32 protein-coding genes are annotated in these 21,616 nt (G+C 65.9%); 31 read left to right on the plus strand and 1 reads right to left on the minus strand.

What is annotated here, in order from left to right; translation table 11 throughout:
• Positions 1-2: 2 nt before the first annotated feature.
• From rpsS to rpmD, 15 genes are all read left to right on the plus strand, one after another.
• Positions 3-281, plus strand: coding sequence for a 30S ribosomal protein S19 (rpsS, locus tag KK7_RS0116345; protein ID WP_010545724.1), 279 nt, complete (start codon positions 3-5; stop codon positions 279-281).
• Positions 281-658 (plus strand): 50S ribosomal protein L22, encoded by a 378-nt coding sequence (rplV, locus tag KK7_RS0116350; protein ID WP_010545725.1) that lies wholly within the window; start codon positions 281-283, stop codon positions 656-658. The genes rpsS and rplV overlap by 1 nt, the downstream gene beginning before the upstream one ends.
• A complete protein-coding gene (rpsC, locus tag KK7_RS0116355; protein WP_010545726.1) occupies positions 658-1,368 on the plus strand; it encodes a 30S ribosomal protein S3 in 711 nt (236 codons plus the stop codon). The genes rplV and rpsC overlap by 1 nt, the downstream gene beginning before the upstream one ends.
• Before the next feature lie 16 nt (positions 1,369-1,384).
• Positions 1,385-1,816, plus strand: a complete 432-nt coding sequence (gene rplP, locus KK7_RS0116360; protein ID WP_010545727.1) for a 50S ribosomal protein L16 — start codon at positions 1,385-1,387, stop codon at positions 1,814-1,816.
• Positions 1,817-1,821: 5 nt separating this feature from the next.
• The gene (gene rpmC, locus KK7_RS0116365; protein ID WP_010545728.1) at positions 1,822-2,025 is read left to right on the plus strand and encodes a 50S ribosomal protein L29; all 204 of its coding nucleotides are present in this window, start codon (positions 1,822-1,824) and stop codon (positions 2,023-2,025) included.
• A gap of 13 nt (positions 2,026-2,038) precedes the next feature.
• Positions 2,039-2,305, plus strand: a complete 267-nt coding sequence (rpsQ, locus tag KK7_RS0116370) for a 30S ribosomal protein S17 (RefSeq protein ID WP_010545729.1) — start codon at positions 2,039-2,041, stop codon at positions 2,303-2,305.
• Between the two features lie 142 nt (positions 2,306-2,447).
• Entirely contained in the window at positions 2,448-2,816 is a 369-nt protein-coding gene (rplN, locus tag KK7_RS0116375) for a 50S ribosomal protein L14 (RefSeq protein ID WP_010545730.1), read from the plus strand.
• Positions 2,816-3,133 (plus strand): 50S ribosomal protein L24, encoded by a 318-nt coding sequence (rplX, locus tag KK7_RS0116380; RefSeq protein WP_010545731.1) that lies wholly within the window; start codon positions 2,816-2,818, stop codon positions 3,131-3,133. The genes rplN and rplX overlap by 1 nt, the downstream gene beginning before the upstream one ends.
• Positions 3,126-3,707 (plus strand): 50S ribosomal protein L5, encoded by a 582-nt coding sequence (rplE, locus tag KK7_RS0116385; RefSeq protein ID WP_010545732.1) that lies wholly within the window; start codon positions 3,126-3,128, stop codon positions 3,705-3,707. Before rplX ends, rplE begins: the two co-directional genes overlap by 8 nt.
• Before the next feature lie 19 nt (positions 3,708-3,726).
• Positions 3,727-4,032 (plus strand): 30S ribosomal protein S14, encoded by a 306-nt coding sequence (rpsN, locus tag KK7_RS0116390; protein WP_010545733.1) that lies wholly within the window; start codon positions 3,727-3,729, stop codon positions 4,030-4,032.
• A gap of 12 nt (positions 4,033-4,044) precedes the next feature.
• Positions 4,045-4,440, plus strand: coding sequence for a 30S ribosomal protein S8 (rpsH, locus tag KK7_RS0116395; protein WP_010545734.1), 396 nt, complete (start codon positions 4,045-4,047; stop codon positions 4,438-4,440).
• Positions 4,440-4,973 (plus strand): 50S ribosomal protein L6, encoded by a 534-nt coding sequence (rplF, locus tag KK7_RS0116400; protein ID WP_010545735.1) that lies wholly within the window; start codon positions 4,440-4,442, stop codon positions 4,971-4,973. The genes rpsH and rplF overlap by 1 nt, the downstream gene beginning before the upstream one ends.
• Entirely contained in the window at positions 4,973-5,332 is a 360-nt protein-coding gene (rplR, locus tag KK7_RS0116405) for a 50S ribosomal protein L18 (protein WP_029623362.1), read from the plus strand. Before rplF ends, rplR begins: the two co-directional genes overlap by 1 nt.
• Before the next feature lie 2 nt (positions 5,333-5,334).
• A complete protein-coding gene (gene rpsE / locus KK7_RS0116410) occupies positions 5,335-6,048 on the plus strand; it encodes a 30S ribosomal protein S5 (protein ID WP_010545737.1) in 714 nt (237 codons plus the stop codon).
• A 6-nt stretch (positions 6,049-6,054) separates the two neighbouring features.
• Entirely contained in the window at positions 6,055-6,234 is a 180-nt protein-coding gene (gene rpmD / locus KK7_RS0116415; protein WP_010545738.1) for a 50S ribosomal protein L30, read from the plus strand.
• Between the two features lie 304 nt (positions 6,235-6,538).
• Here the strand turns inward: rpmD and KK7_RS0116420 are convergent, their stop codons facing one another.
• Positions 6,539-7,264, minus strand: coding sequence for a LytTR family DNA-binding domain-containing protein (locus KK7_RS0116420; protein WP_237709237.1), 726 nt, complete (start codon positions 7,262-7,264; stop codon positions 6,539-6,541).
• 190 nt (positions 7,265-7,454) lie between these two features.
• Between KK7_RS0116420 and KK7_RS0116425 the strand changes: the two genes are divergently transcribed.
• From KK7_RS0116425 to KK7_RS0116500, 16 genes are all read left to right on the plus strand, one after another.
• Positions 7,455-8,423 carry an alpha/beta hydrolase family protein gene (locus tag KK7_RS0116425; RefSeq protein WP_029623363.1) on the plus strand — a complete coding sequence of 323 codons (969 nt, stop codon included), beginning with the start codon at positions 7,455-7,457 and terminating at the stop codon, positions 8,421-8,423.
• 117 nt (positions 8,424-8,540) lie between these two features.
• Positions 8,541-9,071, plus strand: coding sequence for a 50S ribosomal protein L15 (rplO, locus tag KK7_RS0116430; protein WP_010545741.1), 531 nt, complete (start codon positions 8,541-8,543; stop codon positions 9,069-9,071).
• Between the two features lie 218 nt (positions 9,072-9,289).
• A complete protein-coding gene (secY, locus tag KK7_RS0116435; protein ID WP_010545742.1) occupies positions 9,290-10,654 on the plus strand; it encodes a preprotein translocase subunit SecY in 1,365 nt (454 codons plus the stop codon).
• A 30-nt stretch (positions 10,655-10,684) separates the two neighbouring features.
• Positions 10,685-11,338 (plus strand): adenylate kinase, encoded by a 654-nt coding sequence (locus tag KK7_RS0116440; RefSeq protein ID WP_010545743.1) that lies wholly within the window; start codon positions 10,685-10,687, stop codon positions 11,336-11,338.
• A gap of 741 nt (positions 11,339-12,079) precedes the next feature.
• Positions 12,080-12,448, plus strand: coding sequence for a 30S ribosomal protein S13 (rpsM, locus tag KK7_RS0116445; protein WP_010545744.1), 369 nt, complete (start codon positions 12,080-12,082; stop codon positions 12,446-12,448).
• 95 nt (positions 12,449-12,543) lie between these two features.
• Positions 12,544-12,933 (plus strand): 30S ribosomal protein S11, encoded by a 390-nt coding sequence (gene rpsK, locus KK7_RS0116450; protein ID WP_010545745.1) that lies wholly within the window; start codon positions 12,544-12,546, stop codon positions 12,931-12,933.
• A gap of 100 nt (positions 12,934-13,033) precedes the next feature.
• Positions 13,034-14,101, plus strand: coding sequence for a DNA-directed RNA polymerase subunit alpha (locus KK7_RS0116455; protein ID WP_010545746.1), 1,068 nt, complete (start codon positions 13,034-13,036; stop codon positions 14,099-14,101).
• 148 nt (positions 14,102-14,249) lie between these two features.
• Positions 14,250-15,338, plus strand: coding sequence for a fatty acid desaturase family protein (locus KK7_RS0116460; protein ID WP_202798686.1), 1,089 nt, complete (start codon positions 14,250-14,252; stop codon positions 15,336-15,338).
• Positions 15,335-15,988, plus strand: coding sequence for a GNAT family N-acyltransferase (locus KK7_RS0116465; protein WP_010545748.1), 654 nt, complete (start codon positions 15,335-15,337; stop codon positions 15,986-15,988). Before KK7_RS0116460 ends, KK7_RS0116465 begins: the two co-directional genes overlap by 4 nt.
• A 127-nt stretch (positions 15,989-16,115) precedes the next feature.
• Positions 16,116-16,538: a 50S ribosomal protein L17 gene (gene rplQ / locus KK7_RS0116470; RefSeq protein ID WP_010545749.1), complete on the plus strand. Its 423-nt coding sequence runs from the start codon at positions 16,116-16,118 to the stop codon at positions 16,536-16,538.
• Between the two features lie 201 nt (positions 16,539-16,739).
• On the plus strand, positions 16,740-16,868 hold the full coding sequence (locus KK7_RS23630; protein WP_272941578.1) for a hypothetical protein: 129 nt from the start codon (positions 16,740-16,742) through the stop codon (positions 16,866-16,868).
• Between the two features lie 49 nt (positions 16,869-16,917).
• Positions 16,918-19,059, plus strand: a complete 2,142-nt coding sequence (locus tag KK7_RS0116480) for a prolyl oligopeptidase family serine peptidase (protein ID WP_010545750.1) — start codon at positions 16,918-16,920, stop codon at positions 19,057-19,059.
• 16 nt (positions 19,060-19,075) lie between these two features.
• Complete coding sequence (locus KK7_RS0116485) at positions 19,076-19,564, plus strand: hypothetical protein (RefSeq protein WP_010545751.1); 489 nt, start codon at positions 19,076-19,078, stop codon at positions 19,562-19,564.
• Between the two features lie 123 nt (positions 19,565-19,687).
• The gene (locus KK7_RS21015; RefSeq protein WP_237709238.1) at positions 19,688-20,149 is read left to right on the plus strand and encodes a helix-turn-helix domain-containing protein; all 462 of its coding nucleotides are present in this window, start codon (positions 19,688-19,690) and stop codon (positions 20,147-20,149) included.
• Positions 20,150-20,204: 55 nt separating this feature from the next.
• Positions 20,205-20,750: a M17 family peptidase N-terminal domain-containing protein gene (locus tag KK7_RS0116495; RefSeq protein ID WP_010545753.1), complete on the plus strand. Its 546-nt coding sequence runs from the start codon at positions 20,205-20,207 to the stop codon at positions 20,748-20,750.
• Positions 20,751-20,816: 66 nt separating this feature from the next.
• The gene (locus tag KK7_RS0116500) at positions 20,817-21,479 is read left to right on the plus strand and encodes a response regulator (protein ID WP_051121382.1); all 663 of its coding nucleotides are present in this window, start codon (positions 20,817-20,819) and stop codon (positions 21,477-21,479) included.
• The last annotated feature ends 137 nt before the right edge of the window (positions 21,480-21,616 follow it).

Below are 21,616 nucleotides of genomic sequence, written 5' to 3' on the forward strand. Positions count from 1 at the left end.
AGATGGCTCGCTCCGTATGGAAGGGTCCGTTCGTGGACCTGCACCTTCTCAAGAAGGCAGAAGCCGCCCAGGATCAGGGCACGCGCGCTGGTCCGATCAAGACCTGGTCGCGTCGTTCGACGATCCTGCCGCAGTTCGTTGGCCTGACGTTCAACGTCTACAACGGCCGCAAGTTCGTCCCGGTCTCGGTCAACGAGGAAATGGTCGGCATGAAGCTCGGCGAGTTCGCGCCGACCCGTTTCTTCCCCGGCCACGCCGCGGACAAGAAGGGTAAGCGCTAATGAGCAAGCAGGCAGCCCCCCGCAAGGTCGGCGACAAGGAAGCCCTTGCCGTCGCCACCCAGATCCGTGGTTCGGCCCAGAAGCTGAACCTGGTCGCCGGTCTCATCCGTGGTCGCACCGCGGCTGAAGCGATGAACATCCTCGCCTTCTCGAAGAAGGCGATGGCGGTCGACGCGCGCAAGGTGCTGGCTTCGGCCATCGCCAACGCCGAGAACAACCACAACCTCGACGTCGACGCGCTCGTCGTCGCCGAGGCCTCGGTCGGCAAGTCGATCACGATGAAGCGCTTCGCGACGCGCGGCCGTGGCAAGTCCACCCGCATCCTGAAGCCGTTCAGCCGTCTGCGCATCGTCGTGCGCGAGCAGGAAGAAGCATAATGGGTCAGAAGAGCAATCCCATCGGTCTGCGCCTGCAGATCAACCGCACCTGGGACAGCCGCTGGTTCGCGGAAGGCCATGACTATGGCCGTCTGCTGCTGGAGGACCTCAAGATCCGCAAGTTCATCCTCAAGACGCTGCCGCAGGCCGCGATCTCGAAGGTGGTCATCGAGCGTCCGGCCAAGCTGTGCCGCATCTCGATCTTCGCGGCGCGTCCCGGCGTGATCATCGGCAAGAAGGGCGCGGACATCGAGAAGCTGCGCAAGACGCTCGGCGCGATGACCTCGTCCGACGTCTCGCTCAACATCGTCGAGATCCGCAAGCCGGAAGTCGATGCGAAGCTCGTCGCGCAGGGCGTGGCGGACCAGCTGGAGCGCCGTATCGCGTTCCGTCGTGCGATGAAGCGCGCGGTGCAGTCGGCACTTCGTCTCGGCGCCGAGGGCATTCGTATCACCTGCGCCGGCCGTCTGGGCGGCGCGGAAATCGCTCGCACCGAATGGTACCGTGAAGGCCGCGTTCCGCTGCACACGCTGCGCGCGAACGTCGACTATGCCGAGGCCGAAGCCCACACCGCGTACGGCGTGTGCGGCGTGAAGGTCTGGATCTTCAAGGGCGAAATCCTCGGTCACGATCCGATGGCGCAGGACCGGCTGAACCTCGAGGCACAGACCTCGGGCGTGCGCCCGTCGCGCGACGATCATCGCCGCTAAGGACTAGGACAGAACAATGCTGCAACCGAAGCGCACCAAGTTCCGTAAGGCCTTCAAGGGCCGCATCCATGGCGAAGCCAAGGGTGGCACGGCGCTCAACTTCGGCTCCTATGGCCTCAAGGCGATGGAGCCCGAGCGGATCACCGCGCGCCAGATCGAGGCGGCTCGCCGCGCGATCACGCGTCACATCAAGCGTCAGGGTCGTCTCTGGATCCGCATCTTCCCGGATGTTCCCGTTTCGTCGAAGCCGGCCGAAGTCCGCATGGGCTCGGGTAAGGGTTCGCCGGAATTCTGGGTCGCCCGCGTCAAGCCGGGCCGCATCCTGTTCGAGCTGGACGGCGTTCCCGGCCCGCTCGCCGCGGAAGCGTTCGAGCGCGCAGCGATGAAGCTGCCGATCAAGACCAAGGTCGTCGCCCGCCTCGGCGACACGACGCACCTGGAGGGCTGATAGAAATGACCAAGGCTACCGACTTTCGGGCCAACACCGACGACCAGCTCGCCGAGCAGCTGGGCAACCTGAAGCGCGAGCAGTTCAACCTGCGCTTCCAGGCCGCCACCAGCCAGCTCGAGAAGCCGACCCGCGTGCGGGAAGTGCGTCGCGACATTGCCCGTATCAAGACGCTGCAGAACGAGCGCTCGCGCTCGACTGCCAAGTAAGAGGACCGAGACCATGCCGAAGCGCGTGCTGACCGGGAACATCGTCTCGGATAAGGGCGACAAGACCGTGGTGGTTCTCGTGGAGCGTAAGGTGAAGCACCCGCTCTACGGGAAGATCATCCGCCGCTCGAAGAAGTACCACGCCCATGACGAGGCGAATGAGTACAAGGCCGGCGAGACCGTGCGCATCGAAGAGACTGCGCCGATCTCCAAGCTGAAGACCTGGAAGGTGATCGGGCGGGTTGACACCCACGCGACGCCGAACACGGTCGACGCATAATCGTCATCTCCGCTCTTGCGGAGAACTCAAGTTGCGGTCATAGGCCGCCGCTTTGGTGCCCCGGCCGGAAGGCCGGGGTGACGCATTAGAAACGGAACCACCGGGCGCGTCCCGGCAGGCCAAACGAGAAGGAACCGGATCGATGATCCAGATGCAGTCCAATCTCGACGTCGCTGACAACAGCGGCGCGAAGCGGGTGCAGTGCATCAAGGTGCTGGGCGGGTCGAAGCGTCGCTTTGCCGGCGTGGGCGACGTTATCGTCGTCAGCATCAAGGAAGCCGCCCCCCGCGGCAAGGTTAAGAAGGGCGACGTCCACCGCGCGGTTATCGTCCGCACGGCGAAGGACATCCGCCGCACCGACGGCTCGGTGATCCGTTTCGACGGGAACGCGGCCGTGCTGGTCAACAAGAACGAGGAGCCGATCGGCACCCGTATCTTTGGCCCGGTGGTCCGCGAGCTCCGCTCGAAGGGCTTCATGAAGATCATTTCGCTCGCCCCCGAGGTGCTGTGATGGCTGCTGCCAAGATCAAGAAGGGCGACAAGGTCGTTGTCCTGTCCGGCAAGGACAAGGGCAAGACCGGTGAGGTCGTCAAGTCGCTGCCGAAGGACGACAAGGTCGTCGTTTCCGGCGTGAACATCGCCGTTCGCCACAAGAAGCCGACCCAGGGCGACCCCCAGGGTGGCCTGGTGCGCATCGAAGCGCCGCTGCATGTCTCGAAGGTCGCGCACGTGACCGCCGACGGCAAGCCCACGCGCGTCCGCTTCGAAGAACGCGACGGCAAGAAGGTTCGCGTCGCCGTCAAGACCGGGGAGGTCATCAATGGCTGACAAGTACACGCCCCGCCTGCGCAAGCTCTATGACGAGCAGATCGTCAAGGCGATGACCGAGAAGTTCGGCTACAAGAACGTCATGGAAATTCCGCGCATCGAAAAGATCGTGCTGAACATGGGCGTTGGCGAAGCCACCCAGGACAAGAAGAAGGTCGAGCAGGCCGCTTCTGAAATGGAACTGATCGCCGGCCAGAAGCCCGTCGTGACCAAGGCGAAGAAGTCGATCGCGCAGTTCAAGCTGCGTGAAGGCATGCCGATCGGTGCGAAGGTGACCCTTCGTCGCGAGCGCATGTACGAGTTCCTCGATCGTTTCATCACGATCGCGCTCCCGCGCGTCCGCGACTTCCGCGGCCTGAACCCGAAGTCGTTCGACGGCCGTGGCAACTATGCCTGCGGCCTGAAGGAACAGCTCGTGTTCCCCGAAATCAACTATGACCGCATCGACAAGGTGCGCGGCATGGACGTGATCGTTACCACCACTGCCAAGACGGATGACGAGGCTCGCGAGCTTCTCCGTCTCTTCGGTTTCCCGTTCCCGCAGGCGGACGGCGAAACGAAGCAGGCGGCGTAAGGAAGGAAGAACTTAAGTCATGGCGAAACTGAGTTCGATCAACAAGAACGAGCGTCGCAAGCAGCTGGTGAAGAAGTACGCCGGCAAGTACGCGAAGCTCAAGGCGATTGCGAACGACGAAAGCCTGGATGAGACCGAGCGTCTCATCGCACGGCTCAAGATGGCCGAGATTCCCCGCAACGGGAACCCGACCCGCATTCGCAACCGGTGTGAGCTGACGGGTCGTCCCCGCGCTTATTACCGCAAGTTCCGTCTCGCACGTGTCATGCTGCGCGATCTGGCCAACAAGGGCCTGATCCCGGGTGTCACGAAGTCGAGCTGGTAAAGGACACGCAAGATGGCAGTGACCGATCCCCTGGGTGACATGCTCACCCGCATCCGCAACGGTCAGCGCGCGCGCAAGGACTCCGTCCTCACGCCTGCGTCGAAGTTGCGTGTCCGTGTCCTCGACGTGCTTCAGCGCGAGGGCTATATCCGTGGCTACAGCGAAGAGCAGATGGGCCCCGCGGCCGGCATCCGCATCGAGCTGAAGTATTTCGAGGGTCAGCCGGCGATCAAGCACGTCGCGCGCATCTCGAAGCCCGGCCGCCGTGTCTATTCGGGTTCGCAGGAGCTTCCGCGCGTCCGCAACGGCCTCGGCATCACGATCGTCTCGACGCCTCGCGGCGTTCTGTCCGACGCCGAAGCGCGCGAACAGAATGTCGGCGGCGAAGTGCTGGCGGAGGTGTTCTGATGAGCCGCATCGGTAAGAAGCCGGTTCCCGTCCCTGCGGGCGTGACCGCGAACATCGACGGCGGGCAGATCTCGGTGAAGGGGCCCAAGGGCACCCTCACCATGCCGCTCGCGGACGACATCAAGTACGAGCTCACCGACGGCGGCATCTCGGTGCAGCCGGCGAACGAGACCAAGCGCGCGCGTGCCTTCTGGGGCATGCAGCGTACCCTGGTGCAGAACCTCGTCACCGGCGTGACCACCGGCTTCACCAAGAAGCTGCTGATCACCGGCGTGGGCTACCGCGCTGCGTCGCAGGGCAAGGTCCTGAAGCTGCAGCTCGGCTATTCGCACGACGTCAACTTCGACATTCCCGAGGGAATCGAGATCAAGACGCCGGATCAGACCACGGTCGAGATCTCGGGCATCGACAAGCAGAAGGTCGGCCAGGTGGCCGCGGAAATCCGCCGTTGGCGCAAGCCGGAGCCCTATAAGGGCAAGGGCATCAAGTACGATGGCGAATTCATCTTCCGCAAGGAAGGGAAGAAGAAGTGATCAGCACCAAGGGTCTTTCGCTTTTCGAAAAGCGTCGTCGCCGCAACCGTACCGCGCTGCGTGCGCGGGCCGGTGGCCGTCCTCGTCTGTCGATCCATCGCTCGGGCAAGCACATCTATGCCCAGGTGATCGACGACGCCGCTGGTCGCACCGTCGCCTCGGCCTCCACGCTCGAGAAGGACGTGCGTGGCCAGACCGGCGCCACGATCGCCGCGGCGCAGGAAGTGGGCAAGCGCGTTGCCGAGGCCGCCAAGGCCGCCGGCATCACCCAGGTCGTCTTCGACCGCGGTGGCTTCCTCTACCATGGTCGCGTCAAGGCGCTGGCGGAAGCCGCGCGTGAGAGCGGATTGGAGTTCTAACGATGGCCGATGAAATCAACACGACCGAAGCTCCGGTCGAGGCGCAGGACGCCGCCGGCCAGGAGCAGGGCAATCGCGGTGGCCGTGGCGGCCGTGGTGGCCGTGGCGGTGAGCGCGGCGAGCGTGGTGGTCGGGGCCGTGACGGCCGCGGCCGTCGCGACGACCGTCGCAACAACGAGGAACAGGGCGAGGAGCTCATCGAGAAGCTCGTCCACATCAACCGCGTCTCGAAGACGGTGAAGGGCGGCAAGCGCTTCGGCTTCGCAGCGCTCGTCGTCGTCGGCGACGGCAAGGGCCGTGTCGGCTTCGGTCATGGCAAGGCGCGCGAAGTGCCGGAAGCCATTTCGAAGGCGACCGCTTCGGCGAAGAAGGCGATGATCCGCGTTCCGCTGAAGGAAGGCCGCACGCTGCACCACGATGGCAACGGCCATTTCGGCGCAGGCCGCGTGACCGTCCGTTCGGCCCCCCAGGGTACCGGCATCATCGCCGGCGGCCCGATGCGCGCGATCTTCGAATCGCTGGGCGTGGCGGACGTGGTGACCAAGTCGGTCGGTACCTCGAACCCGTACAACATGATCCGCGCCACGTTCGAGGCACTGGGTGAGCAGACTTCGCCGAAGTCGGTCGCGCAGCGCCGTGGCAAGAAGATCGCCGACCTGCTCGGCCGCGGTGGTTCGCAGACCGCCGAGGCGGACGCTGCGGCCGTTACGGAGTAAACGATCATGGCGAAGATCAAGATCAAGCAGATCGGCTCGCCGATCCGCCGCACCAAGGATCAGCGCGCAACGCTGATCGGCCTTGGCCTCAACAAGATGCACAAGGTTTCGGAGCTCGAGGACACCCCCGAGGTTCGCGGTATGATCCGCAAGCTGCCGCACATGGTCGAGGTGATCGAGGGCTGAGCCTTCGGTCTGCCGAACCTGGCGACAAACGAAGAGGGCGGTGGGCACAACCACCGCCCTTTTTCGTTTTCGCTTCGGTGCGGCCGCGCTCGGGTGCGCATGGCGCGATCGGCGCAACGGCCGGTCGCTCGATGCGCCGGGCCGGTCCCGGGATCGGTGCACGGGCATCTCGGATCGGTGCCGTAGTCGCGGTCCGGTTCCAGCGGAGTCCGCCGCCGGAATGCGTCGCGGATGGCGACACTCCATTCTACGTACATGGCAGCGTGCGGGTTGCGGCGCTGGTGTCCTGGGTCCCGCCCTCGGTTCAGCTCTCCACCCAGCCTGCGGCCTTGAGGTGCGTGACCGCCGACCGCGCGACCGGGGCGATCACACCGTTCGTCAGGCGCACGCGCATCGATCGTGCATTGCCTTCCACAGCGGCAACGGCGTGCCGGGCCACCCACCAGGAGCGGTGCGTCCGCAGGCCTTCCGCCTGAACGGCGTCGATCGCTTGGTGCATCGGCATCAGCAGAAGGTCGGAGCCGGTGGCGCGGTGGACCCGCACATAATGATCTTCCATCTGCAGGGCGAGCACGTCACCGGCCAGCGGCGCCGCGGGCGGGGGAGGCGGCGCAGGGGCGGGGGCGGGGGCGACCGTTGCGGCCGCGGCGGATCTCCGGAGCAGGGCATGGGCGCCGAGCATCGCGACCAGGCCGATGCTCGCGGTCTGGGCGAACCACAGCGCCAGCGGGAGCTTGTGACGGGCCAGGTCCGGCCAGAGCAGCAATGCCGCCCCCCGCGTCGCCAGCGCTTCGGGGATGCTGGCCGCCAGCGTCGCTCCCAACAACGCCAGCCACCAGCGCGCGGTGTCGCCCGTTACGCGAGCGACGATCCTGCGATACGCGAAGCCATAGAGCACCATGCCGAGCAGCGTCGCACCGACCCAATAGGCGAGCAACCGGAGCGGGCCTCCGTTCAGATAGGTGCCGAAAGGCCCGAGCAGGGCGAGGACGGCGCCGGCGGCGACGGCCAGCACGACGCTTCGCGCCAACGTCGATACGCCGCGGAGGAGGGCTGGAGGGACGGACGGAGAGCGGAGCACGCGCGTCTTCTATCGTGGGCACCGGCCGGGAAAAAGCCCGTTCGCCGGGAAGCGAACCCGTTCGCCCATTCGCGAATGCGCGCTTTCCAGCGGGGGCTCGGGGCGATCTGGAAGGGGCAACGACCTTGTGGAGTGATGCATGACCCTACGTCTATTCCTTGCCAGCTTCTTCCTGAGCGTATCGACCCTATCCGCCTCGGCCCAAGTCCAGCAGGCTGGATTCGAGCGCCGCATCACGGCGGAGGGGGTCGAAGTGGGCATCTTGTATCCCGCCTCGGGCACCCCGGTGCGTCAGCGGGTCGGGCTCGCCGAGCAGGACGTGGTCCCGGGCGCGTCGTTGCCTGGCGGCCGCCATCCGCTGATCGTCCTGTCGCACGGCACGGGCGGCGATTTTGCCGGGCATGTCGATACGGCAGTGGCGCTGGCCAGGGCAGGGTTCGTGGTCGCGGCCCTAACCCATCCGGGGGATAACTGGCGCGACAGCCGCCGGGCCACACAGATCGAGCAGCGCCCGCCAGCGCTCAGCGCGACGATCACCTACATGCTGCGGGATTGGCCCGGGCATGCGGCGGTCGACCCCGATCATGTCGGCGCATTCGGCTTTTCGGCGGGCGGCTTCACGGTATTGGCGGCGGCAGGCGGACGGCCTGATCTGGGCCGGCTCGGCGAGCATTGCCGCCAGCATCCAACCTTTTTCGATTGCATGCTGGTGAAGTCGCAGCCCCGCGCCGCCGTCGCGCCCTGGCCGGCGATGCAGGATTCGCGCATCAAGGCGATCGTCGTGGCCGCCCCGGCGCTGGGCTTCGCGTTCGATCGGTCGGGTCTCGCCGACGTGACGATACCGGTCCAGCTGTGGCGTGCGGATGCGGACGAGATTTTGCCGGCCCCTGCCTACGCCGACGCCGTCCGCGCCGCGCTGCCGCATGCGCCAGAGTTCCACACGGTGGCGGGCGCCGGGCATTTTGATTTCCTCACCCCCTGCGCGGATCCGGCGCGCATGCCGCAGCTGTGCCGCAGTGCGCCGGGCTTCGACCGGACGGCGTTCCATCGCGCCTTCGATGGTGAAGTGGTGCGCTTCTTCCGCGCGAAGTTGATGGCAGGGCGATGACATGCAGCCAGACTCGCCTGGCCGGCAGCAATCAAGAGTCGACATTCCCGCCGCTCGCCGCTATGAGCCCGCCCTTCCCATTAACGCGCGACAAAAGCGAAAGCGAGTGCACACATCATGAAGCTGAACGAACTCAACGACAACCAGGGCGCCCGTCATCGCCGCATGCGCATCGGCCGTGGTATCGGCTCGGGCAAGGGCAAGACCGGCGGCCGCGGCGTCAAGGGTCAGAAGAGCCGCGAAGGCGTCTCGATCAAGGGCTTCGAGGGCGGTCAGATGCCGCTCCACATGCGTCTGCCGAAGCGTGGCTTCAACAACATCTTCGCCAACGACTATGCCGAGGTGAACCTGGGCGAGATCCAGAAGGCGGTCGATTCGGGCAAGCTGACCGGCACCGACATCGATCACGCCGCGCTGAAGGCTGCTGGCCTGGCCCGTGGCGGCAAGGACGGCGTCCGTCTGCTCGGCAAGGGCGAACTGACCGCTAAGCTGAACTTCACCGTTGCCGGCGTGTCGGCTTCGGCGCGTGAGGCGGTCGAGAAGGCCGGTGGCTCGGTCACCGTGCCGGAGATCGTTCCGGCCGCCGAGAAGCACAAGGCGAAGCACCGCACGGCCCAGGCCGCTGCCAAGGCCGCCAAGCAGGGCTGACGAAATGCGAAGGCGGGGCTCCCAAGGCTCCGCCTTCCTTCGTGCTGGGCTTGCCCAAAGGCCGTTCTTTCTTCCTCGTCCACAGAAAAACGGCCCTTCGACAAGCTCAGGGCGATCGGGATTCGCGCGACAGGGCTTAGACAAGCCGCGCGCAGGCCCTATATGCATCCCCGCAGGGCGGGGGAGCGCCCGTCACTTATCCGGGACGAAGATACGAAATGGCATCCGCAGCCGACCAGCTGGCCTCCAGCATCAATCTGGCGAAGTTCAGCAAGGCCACCGACCTCAAGAAGCGCCTGTGGTTCACCCTCGGCGCGCTGATCGTCTTCCGCATGCTCAGCTATGTGCCGCTGCCGGGCATCGACCCGACCGCGCTCGGCCTGCTCGCGCAGCAGACCCAGGGCGGCGTGCTCGACTTCTTCAACAACTTCACCGGCGGCGCGCTGTCGCGCATGTCGATCGTGGCGATGGGCGTGATGCCCTACATCACGGCCTCGATCGTCGTGCAGCTGGCGACCTCGCTGTCGCCGCAGCTTGCCGCGATCAAGAAGGAAGGCGAGAGTGGCCGCAAGCGGCTGAACCAGTACACCCGCTACGGCACGGTGCTGCTCACCGCCGTCCAGGGCTATTTCCTGGTGCAGGGTCTCGAGGCCGCCGGCGCCGCCAAGGGCCTGAGCCCGGTGGTGGAACCCGGTCTTGCCTTCACCCTCACCGCGGTGGTCAGCCTGATCGGCGGCACCATGTTCCTGATGTGGATCGGTGAGCAGATCACCAGCCGCGGCATCGGCAACGGCATCTCGCTGATCATCATGGCCGGCATCGTCGCCCGCCTGCCGGTGACCCTCGTCCAGCTGTTCGAGAGCGGCCGTTCGGGCTCGATCGATCCGCTGCGCCTGATCTTCGTGATCTTCGGCGTCGCGCTGCTTGTCCTGTTCATCTGCTTCATGGAGCGCGCCCAGCGCCGCATCCTGATCCAGTATCCCAAGCGCCAGACCGCGCGCGGCGTCCAGGCCGAGCGCAGCCACCTGCCGCTCAAGCTCAACACCGCAGGCGTGATCCCCCCGATCTTCGCCTCGTCGCTGCTGCTGCTGCCGCTGACGATCACCCAGTTCGCCGGTCAGGGTGTTTCGGGCGAGAGCTTCTGGGGCGACCTGATCTCGAACCTCAACATCTGGCTGCGCCACGGTTCGCCGATCTACATGTCGCTCTATGCGGCCGGCATCATCTTCTTCTCGTTCTTCTACACCGCCGTCGTCTTCAATCCGGAAGAGACCGCGGACAATCTGAAGCGCTATGGCGGGTTCATCCCGGGCATCCGTCCGGGCAAGAACACCGAGCTGTATTTCGACTATGTGCTGACCCGCATCACCGTGATCGGTGCAGCCTATCTGACCATCATCTGCCTGGTCCCGGAATGGGCGTTCTCCGCGATGAGCATCCCGTTCCTGATGGGCGGCACTAGCCTTCTGATCGTCGTCAACGTAACCATGGATACGGTGACGCAGATCCAGTCGCACCTGCTGGCCCATCAGTATGGCGACCTGATCAAGAAGGCGAAGCTGAAGGGCGGCCGCGCGCGCTGATCGGCGCGGCGGTTCTAGGGGAGGTACCTTTTGAATATCATCCTGTTGGGTCCGCCGGGGGCCGGTAAGGGCACCCAGGCGAAGCGTCTCGAGACCGAGCGCGGCATGGTGCAGCTGTCCACGGGCGACATGCTGCGCGCCGCGGTGAAGGCGGGGACGCCCACGGGCCTGAAGGCCAAGGCAGTGATGGAGGCGGGCGAGCTCGTCTCCGACGAAATCGTCTCGGGCATCATCGGCGAGCGGCTCGACATGGCCGATACCGAGAAGGGCGCGATCTTCGACGGCTATCCGCGCACCTATGCGCAGGCCGAGTCGCTCGACGAACTGCTCAGCGCGCGCGGCCGCCAGCTTGATTATGTGATCGAGCTGCTGGTCAACGAGGAAGCGCTGGTCGATCGCGTCGAGGGCCGCTTCACCTGCGCCAAGTGCGGCGAGGGCTATCACGACAAGTACAAGCTGCCCAAGACGGACGGCGTGTGCGACGTGTGCGGCGGACATGAGTTCAAGCGCCGCCCGGACGACAATGCCGAGACGGTCCGCACCCGCATGGCGGAATACCGTGCCAAGACGGCGCCGATCCTGCCCTTCTACGAAGAGAAGGGCCTGGTTCGCCGAGTCGACGGCATGGCCGATATCGACGAAGTGTCGCGGCAGATCGCCGCGGTGCTCGACGGGCAGGGATAACGGGAAGGGCGGGGGAAACCCCGCCCTTTTTTTGATTGTTGGTGGGGGGGGGCTTATCCGCTTCCGCTCATTTTGGGACATCACCCCCGGAGATATGACCTATCCTTCAAACGTCTCTGAGGAGCAGTCGGGATGACGGCCGAGGGCTACGCCGAACGAACGGCTGAGGAAAACTACGCGCTATTTCTAAACGCCTTAGATGGGCTTGAGGATGACGCAGGCATAGAGAACTACTCTCTAGAAGGCCTACGTCTTCTACGAGAAGCCCTCGCAGAGTTTCGCTCCGAGTACCGAACGCGCTACGGGAGCTAACTACCACAAGCCGTCATCATCCCGGCGAAAGCCGGGATCCATTCGCCGCTCGGTTGCAGAAAAAGCGGATAGCGCGGCCCCAATGGGCCCCGGTTTTCGCCGGGGTGACGATGTGGGGGGCGATGCGTTCTCACCCGTACATCTTGTGTTAGCCCTGTCCCCCTATCCGAAACGGGACGCGCTTCGCCTCGCTGCCCCTCGCCGCGCTTGGCGGGCCGGGAACCTTGCTATATAGAGAGGGTTCAGCATTTTCCGGCTCCGTGGCGCTTGACAGCTCGCCTGCGGCCCCGTATTTCGCCCAACTTCCGGAACAGTAGATTACGGCGGCGCTCCATTGCGTGCGTCGTGCCGCTGCATTTCGGAAGGCAACGCTACGAGATGGGGCGCCGCTGCCATGCAGTGCCTCGTGGAGCTGGGAGAATATATTTCATGGCACGTATTGCGGGTGTTAATATCCCGACCAACAAGCGCGTCGTCATCGCGCTGCAGTATATCCACGGCATCGGCCCCGCAAAGGCCAAGGAACTCACCACGCAGCTCGGCATTGCGCCGGAGCGCCGCGTGCAGGACCTGAGCGACCAGGAAGTGCTGCAGATCCGCGAAGCGATCGACGCCGGCTACACCGTGGAAGGTGATCTTCGTCGCCAGGTGGCGATGAACATCAAGCGCCTGATGGACCTGGCCTGCTATCGCGGCCTGCGTCACCGCAAGGGCCTGCCGGTCCGCGGCCAGCGCACGCACACCAATGCGCGCACCCGCAAGGGCAAGGCCAAGCCGATCGCCGGCAAGAAGAAGTAAGCCGTCAAGAAAGCCGTCCGGGGGACGGCTTTTAGGCTTACTCCGCCGGAGGCGGGCTCAATCAGGCACTAAGCTCCAAGGTCAGGAAATTCCAAATGGCACGTGAACCGCAGCGTATTCGCCGTCGCGAACGCAAGAACATCACCGCCGGCGTCGCGCATGTGAACGCCAGCTTCAACAACACCATGATCACCATCACCGACGCGCAGGGCAACGCGATCAGCTGGTCGTCGGCCGGCATGATGGGCTTCAAGGGCTCGCGCAAGTCGACCCCGTATGCCGCCCAGGTTGCCGCCGAAGACGCCGGCCGCAAGGCCGCCGAGCACGGCGTGCGCACCCTCGAGGTCGAGGTCAAGGGTCCGGGTTCGGGCCGTGAGTCGGCGCTCCGCGCGCTGCAGGCGGTCGGCTTCCAGATCACCTCGATCCGCGACGTGACGCCGATCCCGCACAACGGCGTCCGCCCCTCGAAGCGCCGTCGCGTCTGATACGTCCTGCTTGCGCCGCGGGCCCTGAGGCGGGTTCCGCGGTCTTGCAGTAAATACCTGGCGGGGAATGCCTCTTCCCCGCCCAACATGAGGAAAGCCCGTGTCGGTCAACGCTAAGAACTGGCAGGAACTCAAGAAGCCCAACGGCCTCGAGAAGAAGCCCGGTGGCGATCCCAAGCGGAAGTCGACGTTCGTCGCCGAGCCGCTGGAGCGTGGCTTCGGCCTGACGCTCGGCAACGCGCTGCGTCGCGTGCTGCTGTCGTCGCTGCAGGGCGCGGCGGTCACCTCGATCAAGATCGAGAATGTGCTGCACGAATTCTCGTCGCTCGCCGGCGTGCGCGAGGACGTGACCGACATCGTCCTCAACGTGAAGCAGATCGCACTCAAGATGCAGGGCGAAGGCCCGAAGCGTCTCCAGCTGTCGGCTACCGGCCCGGCGGAAGTCAAGGCGGGCGACATCGCGGTTTCGGGCGACATCGAAGTGATGAACCCGGAGCTGGTGATCTGCCACCTCGACGACGGCGCGACCCTGAACATGGAACTGACCGCGGACGTGGGCAAGGGCTATGTGCCCGCTACCGCGAACCGCCCGGCGGATGCGCCGATCGGCCTGATCCCGGTCGATGCGCTGTTCAGCCCGGTCCGTCAGGTCTCGTACAAGGTCGAGAACACCCGCGTCGGCCAGGAGCTCGACTACGACAAGCTCACGCTGACCGTCGAGACCGACGGCACGGTGACCCCGGAGGACTCGCTGGCCTATGCCGCGCGGATCCTGCAGGACCAGCTGGCGCTGTTCGTTCACTTCGACGATTCGTCGATCACCCGGGCAGCCCCGGTCGGCATGGCGCCGGCAGCGGCACCGGCGGAAGGTGGCGCGGGCGATGCCGCGCAGATCAACCGCTATCTGCTCAAGAAGGTCGACGAGCTGGAGCTTTCGGTCCGCTCGGCCAACTGCCTCAAGAACGACAACATCATCTATATCGGCGATCTGGTCCAAAAGACCGAGGCCGAGATGCTGCGCACGCCGAACTTCGGCCGCAAGTCGCTCAACGAGATCAAGGAAGTCCTCTCCAGCATGGGCCTGCGCCTGGGCATGGAAATCCCGGGCTGGCCGCCCGAGAACATCGAGGAAATGGCCAAGAAGCTCGAGCAGGAGATCATGGGCTAACGAGCGTCGCTCGAACCCAGGGTTCCACGAAAGGGCCGTCCCGCAAGGGGCGGCCCTTTTGCATGGCGCCAGGCCGCTGGCGCCCACGCAGTGGAACGAGCCCCCTTTTCGCGTGCTGCAATTTCGCATAGGCGGAAGTCGTTGCGACATGGCAACGAAGTTCCTGGCGGATCCGACGGTGATGGAAGGCGGAACACCGCATCCCCCCGGCTCCCTGGTTGCTAGACAAAGCGGACATCAACGCTTCATGCATGCAGACCTGTCGCTGCCTTCGCGCAGCGCCTTAAAACCCTTTGTTCAAGAGCGAGCGATCCGGTCGCTGGCGGAGCTTTGCTGCACCCTCGTTGCGTTTTTCGCGGGTCTTGCCGTCGGCGTGGCGAACCCGTTCGGGCTGGGCTGGCTCGTCGCGGTGCCACAGGGGGTGGTCGTGACCCGGCTTTTCATTCTGATGCACGATCATGTGCACGGCGCCTATCTTCGCCGCCGGCCTTGGGCGTCGATGCTGTTTTCCTGGGTCGGTTTGTTCACGCTTTCGCCGGTGAGCGTGTGGCGGCAGAGCCATGGCTTTCATCACCGGCATACCGGCTGGCAGCGCAGCGCGCATGTCGGCTCCTACCCGGTATGGACCGTCGCGAAGTGGCGCGCGGCGAGCGTTAGGGGGCGGCTCGTCTATCGCTGGATGCGCCATCCGGGAAACGCGGTGCTCGGCGTCTTCACGGTCTTTGCCTATGGCATGACGCTGCGCCCCTTGCTCCAGCGTCCGCGAGCCCATCCCGATGCGCTGGCGGCGCTGGTGCTGCATCTCGGGCTGTTCGTGTCGTGCGCCGCGTTCGGTGCGCTGCCTGGCTGGGTCCGGGTGGTGCTGCTGCCGCTGGCCATAGCGTCGTGCATCGGTGCGGTGCTGTTCTATATCCAGCACAACTTCCCGGGCGTGCGCTACATCACCAGCGACCGGCAGGCCGGGCCGCGCGTCCAGCTCGGCTGTTCATCCCAGCTCGACGCACCACGCTGGACGCATATTGCGCTTGCCAATATCGGCTACCACGCGGTGCACCATCATTATGAGGTGATCCCCTTCTACCGGCTGCCGGAAGTCTACGCGGCATTTCCTGCCTTCGCCGCGACGCCGCGCGTGCGGCTTGGCCCTGCGAGCTTGCGCGCCTGCTACGGGCTGGGATTGTGGGACGACAACGCCCAGCGCATGCGCACCTGGCAAGAGGTTGCCGCACTGTCATGAGCATGGAAGCGGTTCTGCTCGCGCCCGACGACCTCGCCGAGGCGGGCGCACTTCGCCATGGGTTCTTCGTCGTCGAGAAGGGTTGGGTAGGGGGCGAGTCGGGCGAGCCCGAACTCGACGCCTATGATGCGCATGCCGTGCATTTCGGCGTTCGGCGCGGCGGCGCGCTGATCGGCTATATGCGCGCGCTGCGTGGGGACTGCCCCACCGGCTATATGCTCGACCATGACTTTCGCGCGTGCCTGGGCGATGCCGAATATGCTGCGCTGGAGCGAGCCCGCGGCGTGGAACTGTCCCGCCGGGTGGTTGCGCCGGATCTCAACCGGGCGGATGCGTTCGCGACGGTGGAACTGTTGTTCCAAGCCTTCGCGCAGTTCGTGCTCGGCAGCGGCCTGCGTGCGGTCTATCTCGTGCAGGAGCCGCGCTACACGCCGATGCTGGCGCGCATGTTCGGCCTGCCGTTCGTGCCGCTGAACCCGACGCCGCATCGCTTCCCGGATGGAACCGTGGTCGACGTGGTGGGGGCGACGACGGAGGCGCTGATAAACGGGCTGCGGGCATCCGGTCGCTGGGATCGCTATCGTGCGTTTCTCGCTGCCTCGCGGCTGCCCTTGCCGCCGGTCCCGGTCGCACTGCTGCAAGCGGCTTGACTTTCCGGCGTCGATCCGGTTGAGGGCACGTCTTCACGCATCGTGACCGGCTTTGGGCGACAGCCGATTCGTGTCGCCTGGTCCGGGGTACCTCGTACGGCCCCCGAACGAACGAAAGGAAGATATCATGCGCCATCGTGTAGGCGGTCGTAAGCTGCAGCGTACCTCGGCTCACCGTATTGCCCTGTTCCGCAACATGAGCGCCGCGCTCATCAAGCATGAGCAGATCACCACCACCGTCGCCAAGGCGAAGGAACTGCGTCCCTACGTCGAGAAGCTGATCACCCTCGCCAAGAAGGGTGGCCTGTCCAACCGTCGTCTGGCCCATTCGCGCTTGTTGGACGACGCCCAGCTGGTGAAGCTGTTCGACGTGCTGGCAGCGCGCTATGCCGATCGCAACGGCGGCTATACCCGCATCGTCAAGGCCGGCATCCGCGCCTCGGACGCTTCGCCGATGGCGATCATCGAGTTCGTCGATCGCGACGTTTCGGCCAAGGGCCAGGATTCGGGCCCGGTGATCTCGGACGAGGATTTCGACGAAGCCGCCTGATCGGCACGTCGTTCGAATCGAACAAGGCAAGGGCGGTCGCAGCAGCGGCCGCCCTTTTCTGTTGCGGCGCGCGCGGGGACGCCCCAGTTTCTCTTCCAGCCCGCGAAGATTCGTTTCGCTCGCAATCCTGCCGCAGCACCCCATCTCCGCCCCCGAACAACAAGGGTGCGCGGCCTCGCCTGGCAGCGCTGGAGAATGTCGATGTCCCGCAAGTCCCGTCCTGGGCGCCGTCAGGCGCCGCTCGATATCGGCGCGTGGATCGCCGCGCTGCTGGCGCTGTTCCCCTTCGTCGCCATCGCCTGGGCGATCGAGCGGAGCGGTCTGGCTTGAGCGTCGGAGCCGGGCTGCCTAAGGTCCTGTATCCATAGGGAGCCCCTGAATGCGCCGTGCATTGATCCTGCCGCTACTTTTCGTCAGTCCCGCCTATGCCCAGACCTCGAAGCCGGAGACGACCGCGCCGATGACCAAGTTCGCCTATCCCGACACCCGCCGCGTCGACGTGGTGGACGAACAGTTCGGGGTGAAGGTCGCCGATCCTTATCGCTGGCTGGAAAACGACGTCCGCAACGACAAGGAGGTCGCGGCCTGGGTGGAGGCCGAGAACAGGGTGACAGACGCCTATCTGGCGACGCTGCCCGGCCGCGATGCGCTGAAGACGCGGATCAAGCAGCTGTTCGATTATGAGCGCTTCGGCGTGCCCGCCCAGCAGGGTGGCCGCTATTTCTACGCGCACAATAGCGGCCTGCAGAACCAGGCGGTGCTGTTCGTGCGTGACGGGCTGAACAGCCCCGGCCGCGTGCTGATCGATCCCAATGGCTGGTCCAAGGACGGTGCGACCGCGCTCGCCGAATGGCTGCCGAGCGAGGACGGCAAGCTGCTTGCCTATTCGATCCAGGATGGCGGCAGCGACTGGCGCACGATCAAGGTGCTCGACGTCGCCACCGGCAAGGATACCGGCGATACGCTGAGCTGGGCCAAGTTCACCATGGGGGTGAGCTGGGCGAAGGACGGCAGCGGCTTCTTCTATTCGCGCTATCCCGAGCCGCCCGCGGACGCCAAGTTCCAGGCGCTGAACGAGAACCACCGGATCTATTTCCACAAGCTCGGCACGTCGCAATCGGCCGACCGGCTGGTCTACGAGACGCCGGCGACGCCGCGGCAGAGCCATGGCGCGGTCGTCACCGATGACGGCCGTTATCTGGTGATCCTCACCAGCGAAGGGACGGACAACAAGAACCTCGTCCATATCGTCGACCTGAAGGACCCCGCCTGGCAGGCGAAGACCGTCATCGGGAAGTTGGAGCATGACTGGTCGCCGATCGGCAATGTCGGCACCAAGTTCTGGTTCGCGACCGACGACGGCGCGCCGCGCCAGCGCATCGTCACCATCGACCTCGCCGATCCGGCGCTGGCCCCGCACGAGGTGGTGCCCGAGCAGAAGGAAACGCTGGCCGGCCAGTCGATCGTCGGCGAGCGGCTGATCCTCAGCTACATGGTCGATGCCGCCACCGAAGTGCGCCGCTACACGCTGGACGGCAAGGCCGACGGCAAGGTGGCGCTGCCGGGCATCGGTACCGCCAGCGGGTTCGGCGGGCATCCGCAGGAGGGCGAGACCTTCTTCGCCTTCACCAGCTTCAACTATCCGACGACGATCTTCCGCTACGACGTGAAGACCGGCAAGGCCGAGCCCTGGGCGCAGCCCAAGGTGGCGTTCAACCCGCAGGACTATGCGGTCGAGCAGCGCTTCTATGCCTCGAAGGACGGCACCAAGGTGCCGATGTTCATCGTCAAGAAGAAGAGCGTCACCGGGCCCGCGCCGACCATCCTCTATGGCTATGGCGGGTTCAACATCCCGATCACCCCGGGCTTCTCGGCGGGCCGACTGGCCTGGCTGGAGCAGGGCGGGGCGTTCGTCGTCGCGAACATCCGCGGCGGCGGTGAATATGGCAAGGCGTGGCATGATGGCGGCCGGCTCGCCAACAAGCAGAACGTGTTCGACGACTTCATCGCGGCCGGCGAGTTCCTGATCCGGGAGGGCATCACCGGCAAGGGCCAGCTTGCGATCCAGGGCGGATCGAACGGCGGCCTGCTCGTCGGCGCGGTCACCAACCAGCGCCCGGACCTGTTCGCCGCGGCCCTGCCGGCGGTGGGCGTGATGGACATGACCCGCTTCGACCGGTTTACCGCCGGCCGCTACTGGGTGGATGATTACGGCTATCCGTCGAAGGAAGCGGACTTCAAGCGGCTCTACGCCTATTCGCCCTATCACAACATCAAGAGTGGCACGGACTATCCCGCGATCCTGGTGAGCACGGCGGATACCGACGACCGCGTCGTGCCGGGGCACAGCTTCAAGTACACCGCGGCCTTGCAGCACGCGGCGATCGGTGACCGGCCCCATCTCATCCGCATCGAGACGCGGGCCGGCCATGGTTCGGGCAAGCCGACCGACAAGGTGATCGAGGAAACCGCGGATACCTGGGCGTTCGCCGCCAAGTGGACCGGTCTCGCGATCAAGTAAGCAGGGAAGGGCGGCCATGTCCGGCACGGATCCGCGGACGGGCCGCCCTCTCACGCCCGCCGAGCGCAGGCTGACGCAGAGCATGTTCGGCGCCGCGATCGACCTCGATCCGGTGCGCATCTTTCGCCGGAAATGGTTTCCCTTCCAGCCCCGCAACGTGACGATGGCGCCGCGCGGGCATCTGCACTTCCATCCCGCCGGCGACGCCTATCAGGCATGTTTCGCGCTCGCCGGGCTCGGCCTGCAGGCGCACTTCGTCCATGAGATGGTGCATGTCTGGCAGCATCAGCAGGGCGTGAACCTGGTCCTGCGGCGCCACCCCTTCTGCCGCTACCATTACAGCATCAAGCCCGGCTGGACGCTGTCGCGCTACGGCATCGAACAGCAGGCGGAGATCGTCCGCCATGTCTTCTTGCTCCGCCACGGCGCCGTGGTGCCGGGCGCGCCGCCGCTCGCCACGCTGGAGACGATCCTGCCCTTCGGCACCGGCGGGGCCGCCAGCTAGACCTTGGTATAGCCGCCCCCAATCAAAGGCCTGCCGCACGCTGCGGAGGTTCGATTCCGCCGGGCCCTGCGCCGCGCGACACTCCACCCGCCAAAATGCGGGGACGGACTCATGTACCATCATATGTTGATCGACGCAGGCGGTGCCGCCCGGCCGGTCGCCACGGCCGACCTGGCATCGCTCCTCGCCGGTGCCCTGGACGCGGGCCCGACCTATGGCTGGCGCAACCCGGCGCCGGTGACGAAGGGCGGCCTGGCCGGCTGGCAGCTCCGCCGGGTGCGCGCCCATGTCGAGGCGCATCTGCAGGGGCCGATCTTCACCTCCACCCTGGCCGAGGTCGCCCAGCTCAGCACCGGCCATTTCTGTCGCGCGTTCAAGGCGAGCACCGGCGAGACGCCGCACGGCTATGTCATGCGCCAGCGCATCCGCCGCGCGCAGCAGCTGATGCGCGACACCACGGATACCCTGTCGCAGATCGCCTGCGCCTGCGGGATGAGCGACCAGGCGCATCTCACGCGGCTGTTCCGCCGGCTGGTGGGCACCACGCCGCTCGCCTGGCGACGGGCATGGCAGCAGGCGGGCTGACGCACCCTTGCGCGACGAAACATCGGGAGCGCGTCCGATCGGGGAGTGGCGCGGGGTGACCTTTCTGGTTGCGGAGATCGATGTCGTTCGTACCGCGGACGACCTGCTGATCGTCGGCATGCTGGAAAAGGATGTCGCGGCCGGCCATCGCGGCGGCGCCGACGCGCTGGACCATGTGCTGCACGGCACATTGTCACGCCTGCGCGAGGGCGGCATCTTCACCGGCGGCTTCGGCGAGACGCTGATGCTCACCCGCCCGCCGGAGCCGATCCGCGCCGGCACGCTGATGCTGATCGGCATGGGCACCTCGCTTGCCGCGCAGCCGGCGGCGTTCGGCACGCTCACCGGGCTGGCGATGCAGGCGGCGCTTCGCATCGGGGCGGCGGCTGCCGGATGCCTGCTCGGCTGGTCGGAGCTGGACCTGCCGGCGGCGCTGGTCGAACCCAGCGCGACCGCGATGATGCGCGGGGCCCTTGCCGCGATCGACGCGCAGCTTGGCCTGGAATCCGTCGCCCCGATGACCTGGACCTTCGACATCCGCAACGGCGACGGTGCGCGTACGGCGACGGCGCTCGCAGCGGTGCTGGCGGGGTGGACGTGACCGCCAGGTGCGCCGGCGCGACGAACCTGCTAGGGTCGCGGCGTTTCCGGGGATGAAGCGCGTACCATGTTGACCAGAACCTCCAGCGGACGCGCCGGCGTGCGCGGCACCGCGCCGATCCGCATCCTGCTGGTCGACGACCATGTGCTGCTGCGCGAAGGCGTGCGCGCCGTCGTCTCCACCCAGAGCGACATGGAGATCGTCGGCGAGGCGAGTGGCGGCGGCGAGGCGATCGCGGAATATGCCCGGCTCCAGCCTGACCTGGTGCTGATGGACCTGCAGATGGCCGACATGTCCGGCCTCGATGCGATCGCCGCGATCCGGGCGACCTCGCCCCATGCGCGGATCATCGTGCTGACCACCTATGCGGGGGACGGGCGCGCGATCAAGGCGCTGCGGGCAGGCGCAATGGGCTATCTGCTGAAGGCCAGCCTGCGCAACCAGCTGCTCGAGGCGATCCGCTCGGTCCACCATGGCGGCAAGCATCTCGACGCCAGCGTCGCCACCGCGATCGCGCTGCACGTGCTGGACGAGGATCTTACCGAGCGCGAAGTCTCGGTGCTGACGCTCGCCGCCTGGGGCAATTCCAACAAGCAGATCGCCGCCAGGCTGGAACTCTCCGAAGAGACGGTGAAGGGCCATATGAAGGCGCTCTTCGCCAAGCTGGGCGCGAACGATCGCACCCATGCGGTGACCATCGCCGCCAAGCGCGGGCTGATCGAACTCTAGCGCCCGATCGGCGCCGCCCGCCGCCGATCGCATCAAACCTGTCCAATACCGATCCGCCCGCCGGCTTCTAGGGCGGTCGACGACGGTTCGCGGCCGCGTGCGTGCGGCAAAAGCGGGCTGCCAACTGTTCGAAAGAA

Origin of the sequence: Sphingomonas elodea ATCC 31461 (genome assembly GCF_000226955.1) — a bacterium.
In the GTDB taxonomy this organism is placed as follows: Bacteria; Pseudomonadota; Alphaproteobacteria; order Sphingomonadales; family Sphingomonadaceae; genus Sphingomonas; species Sphingomonas elodea.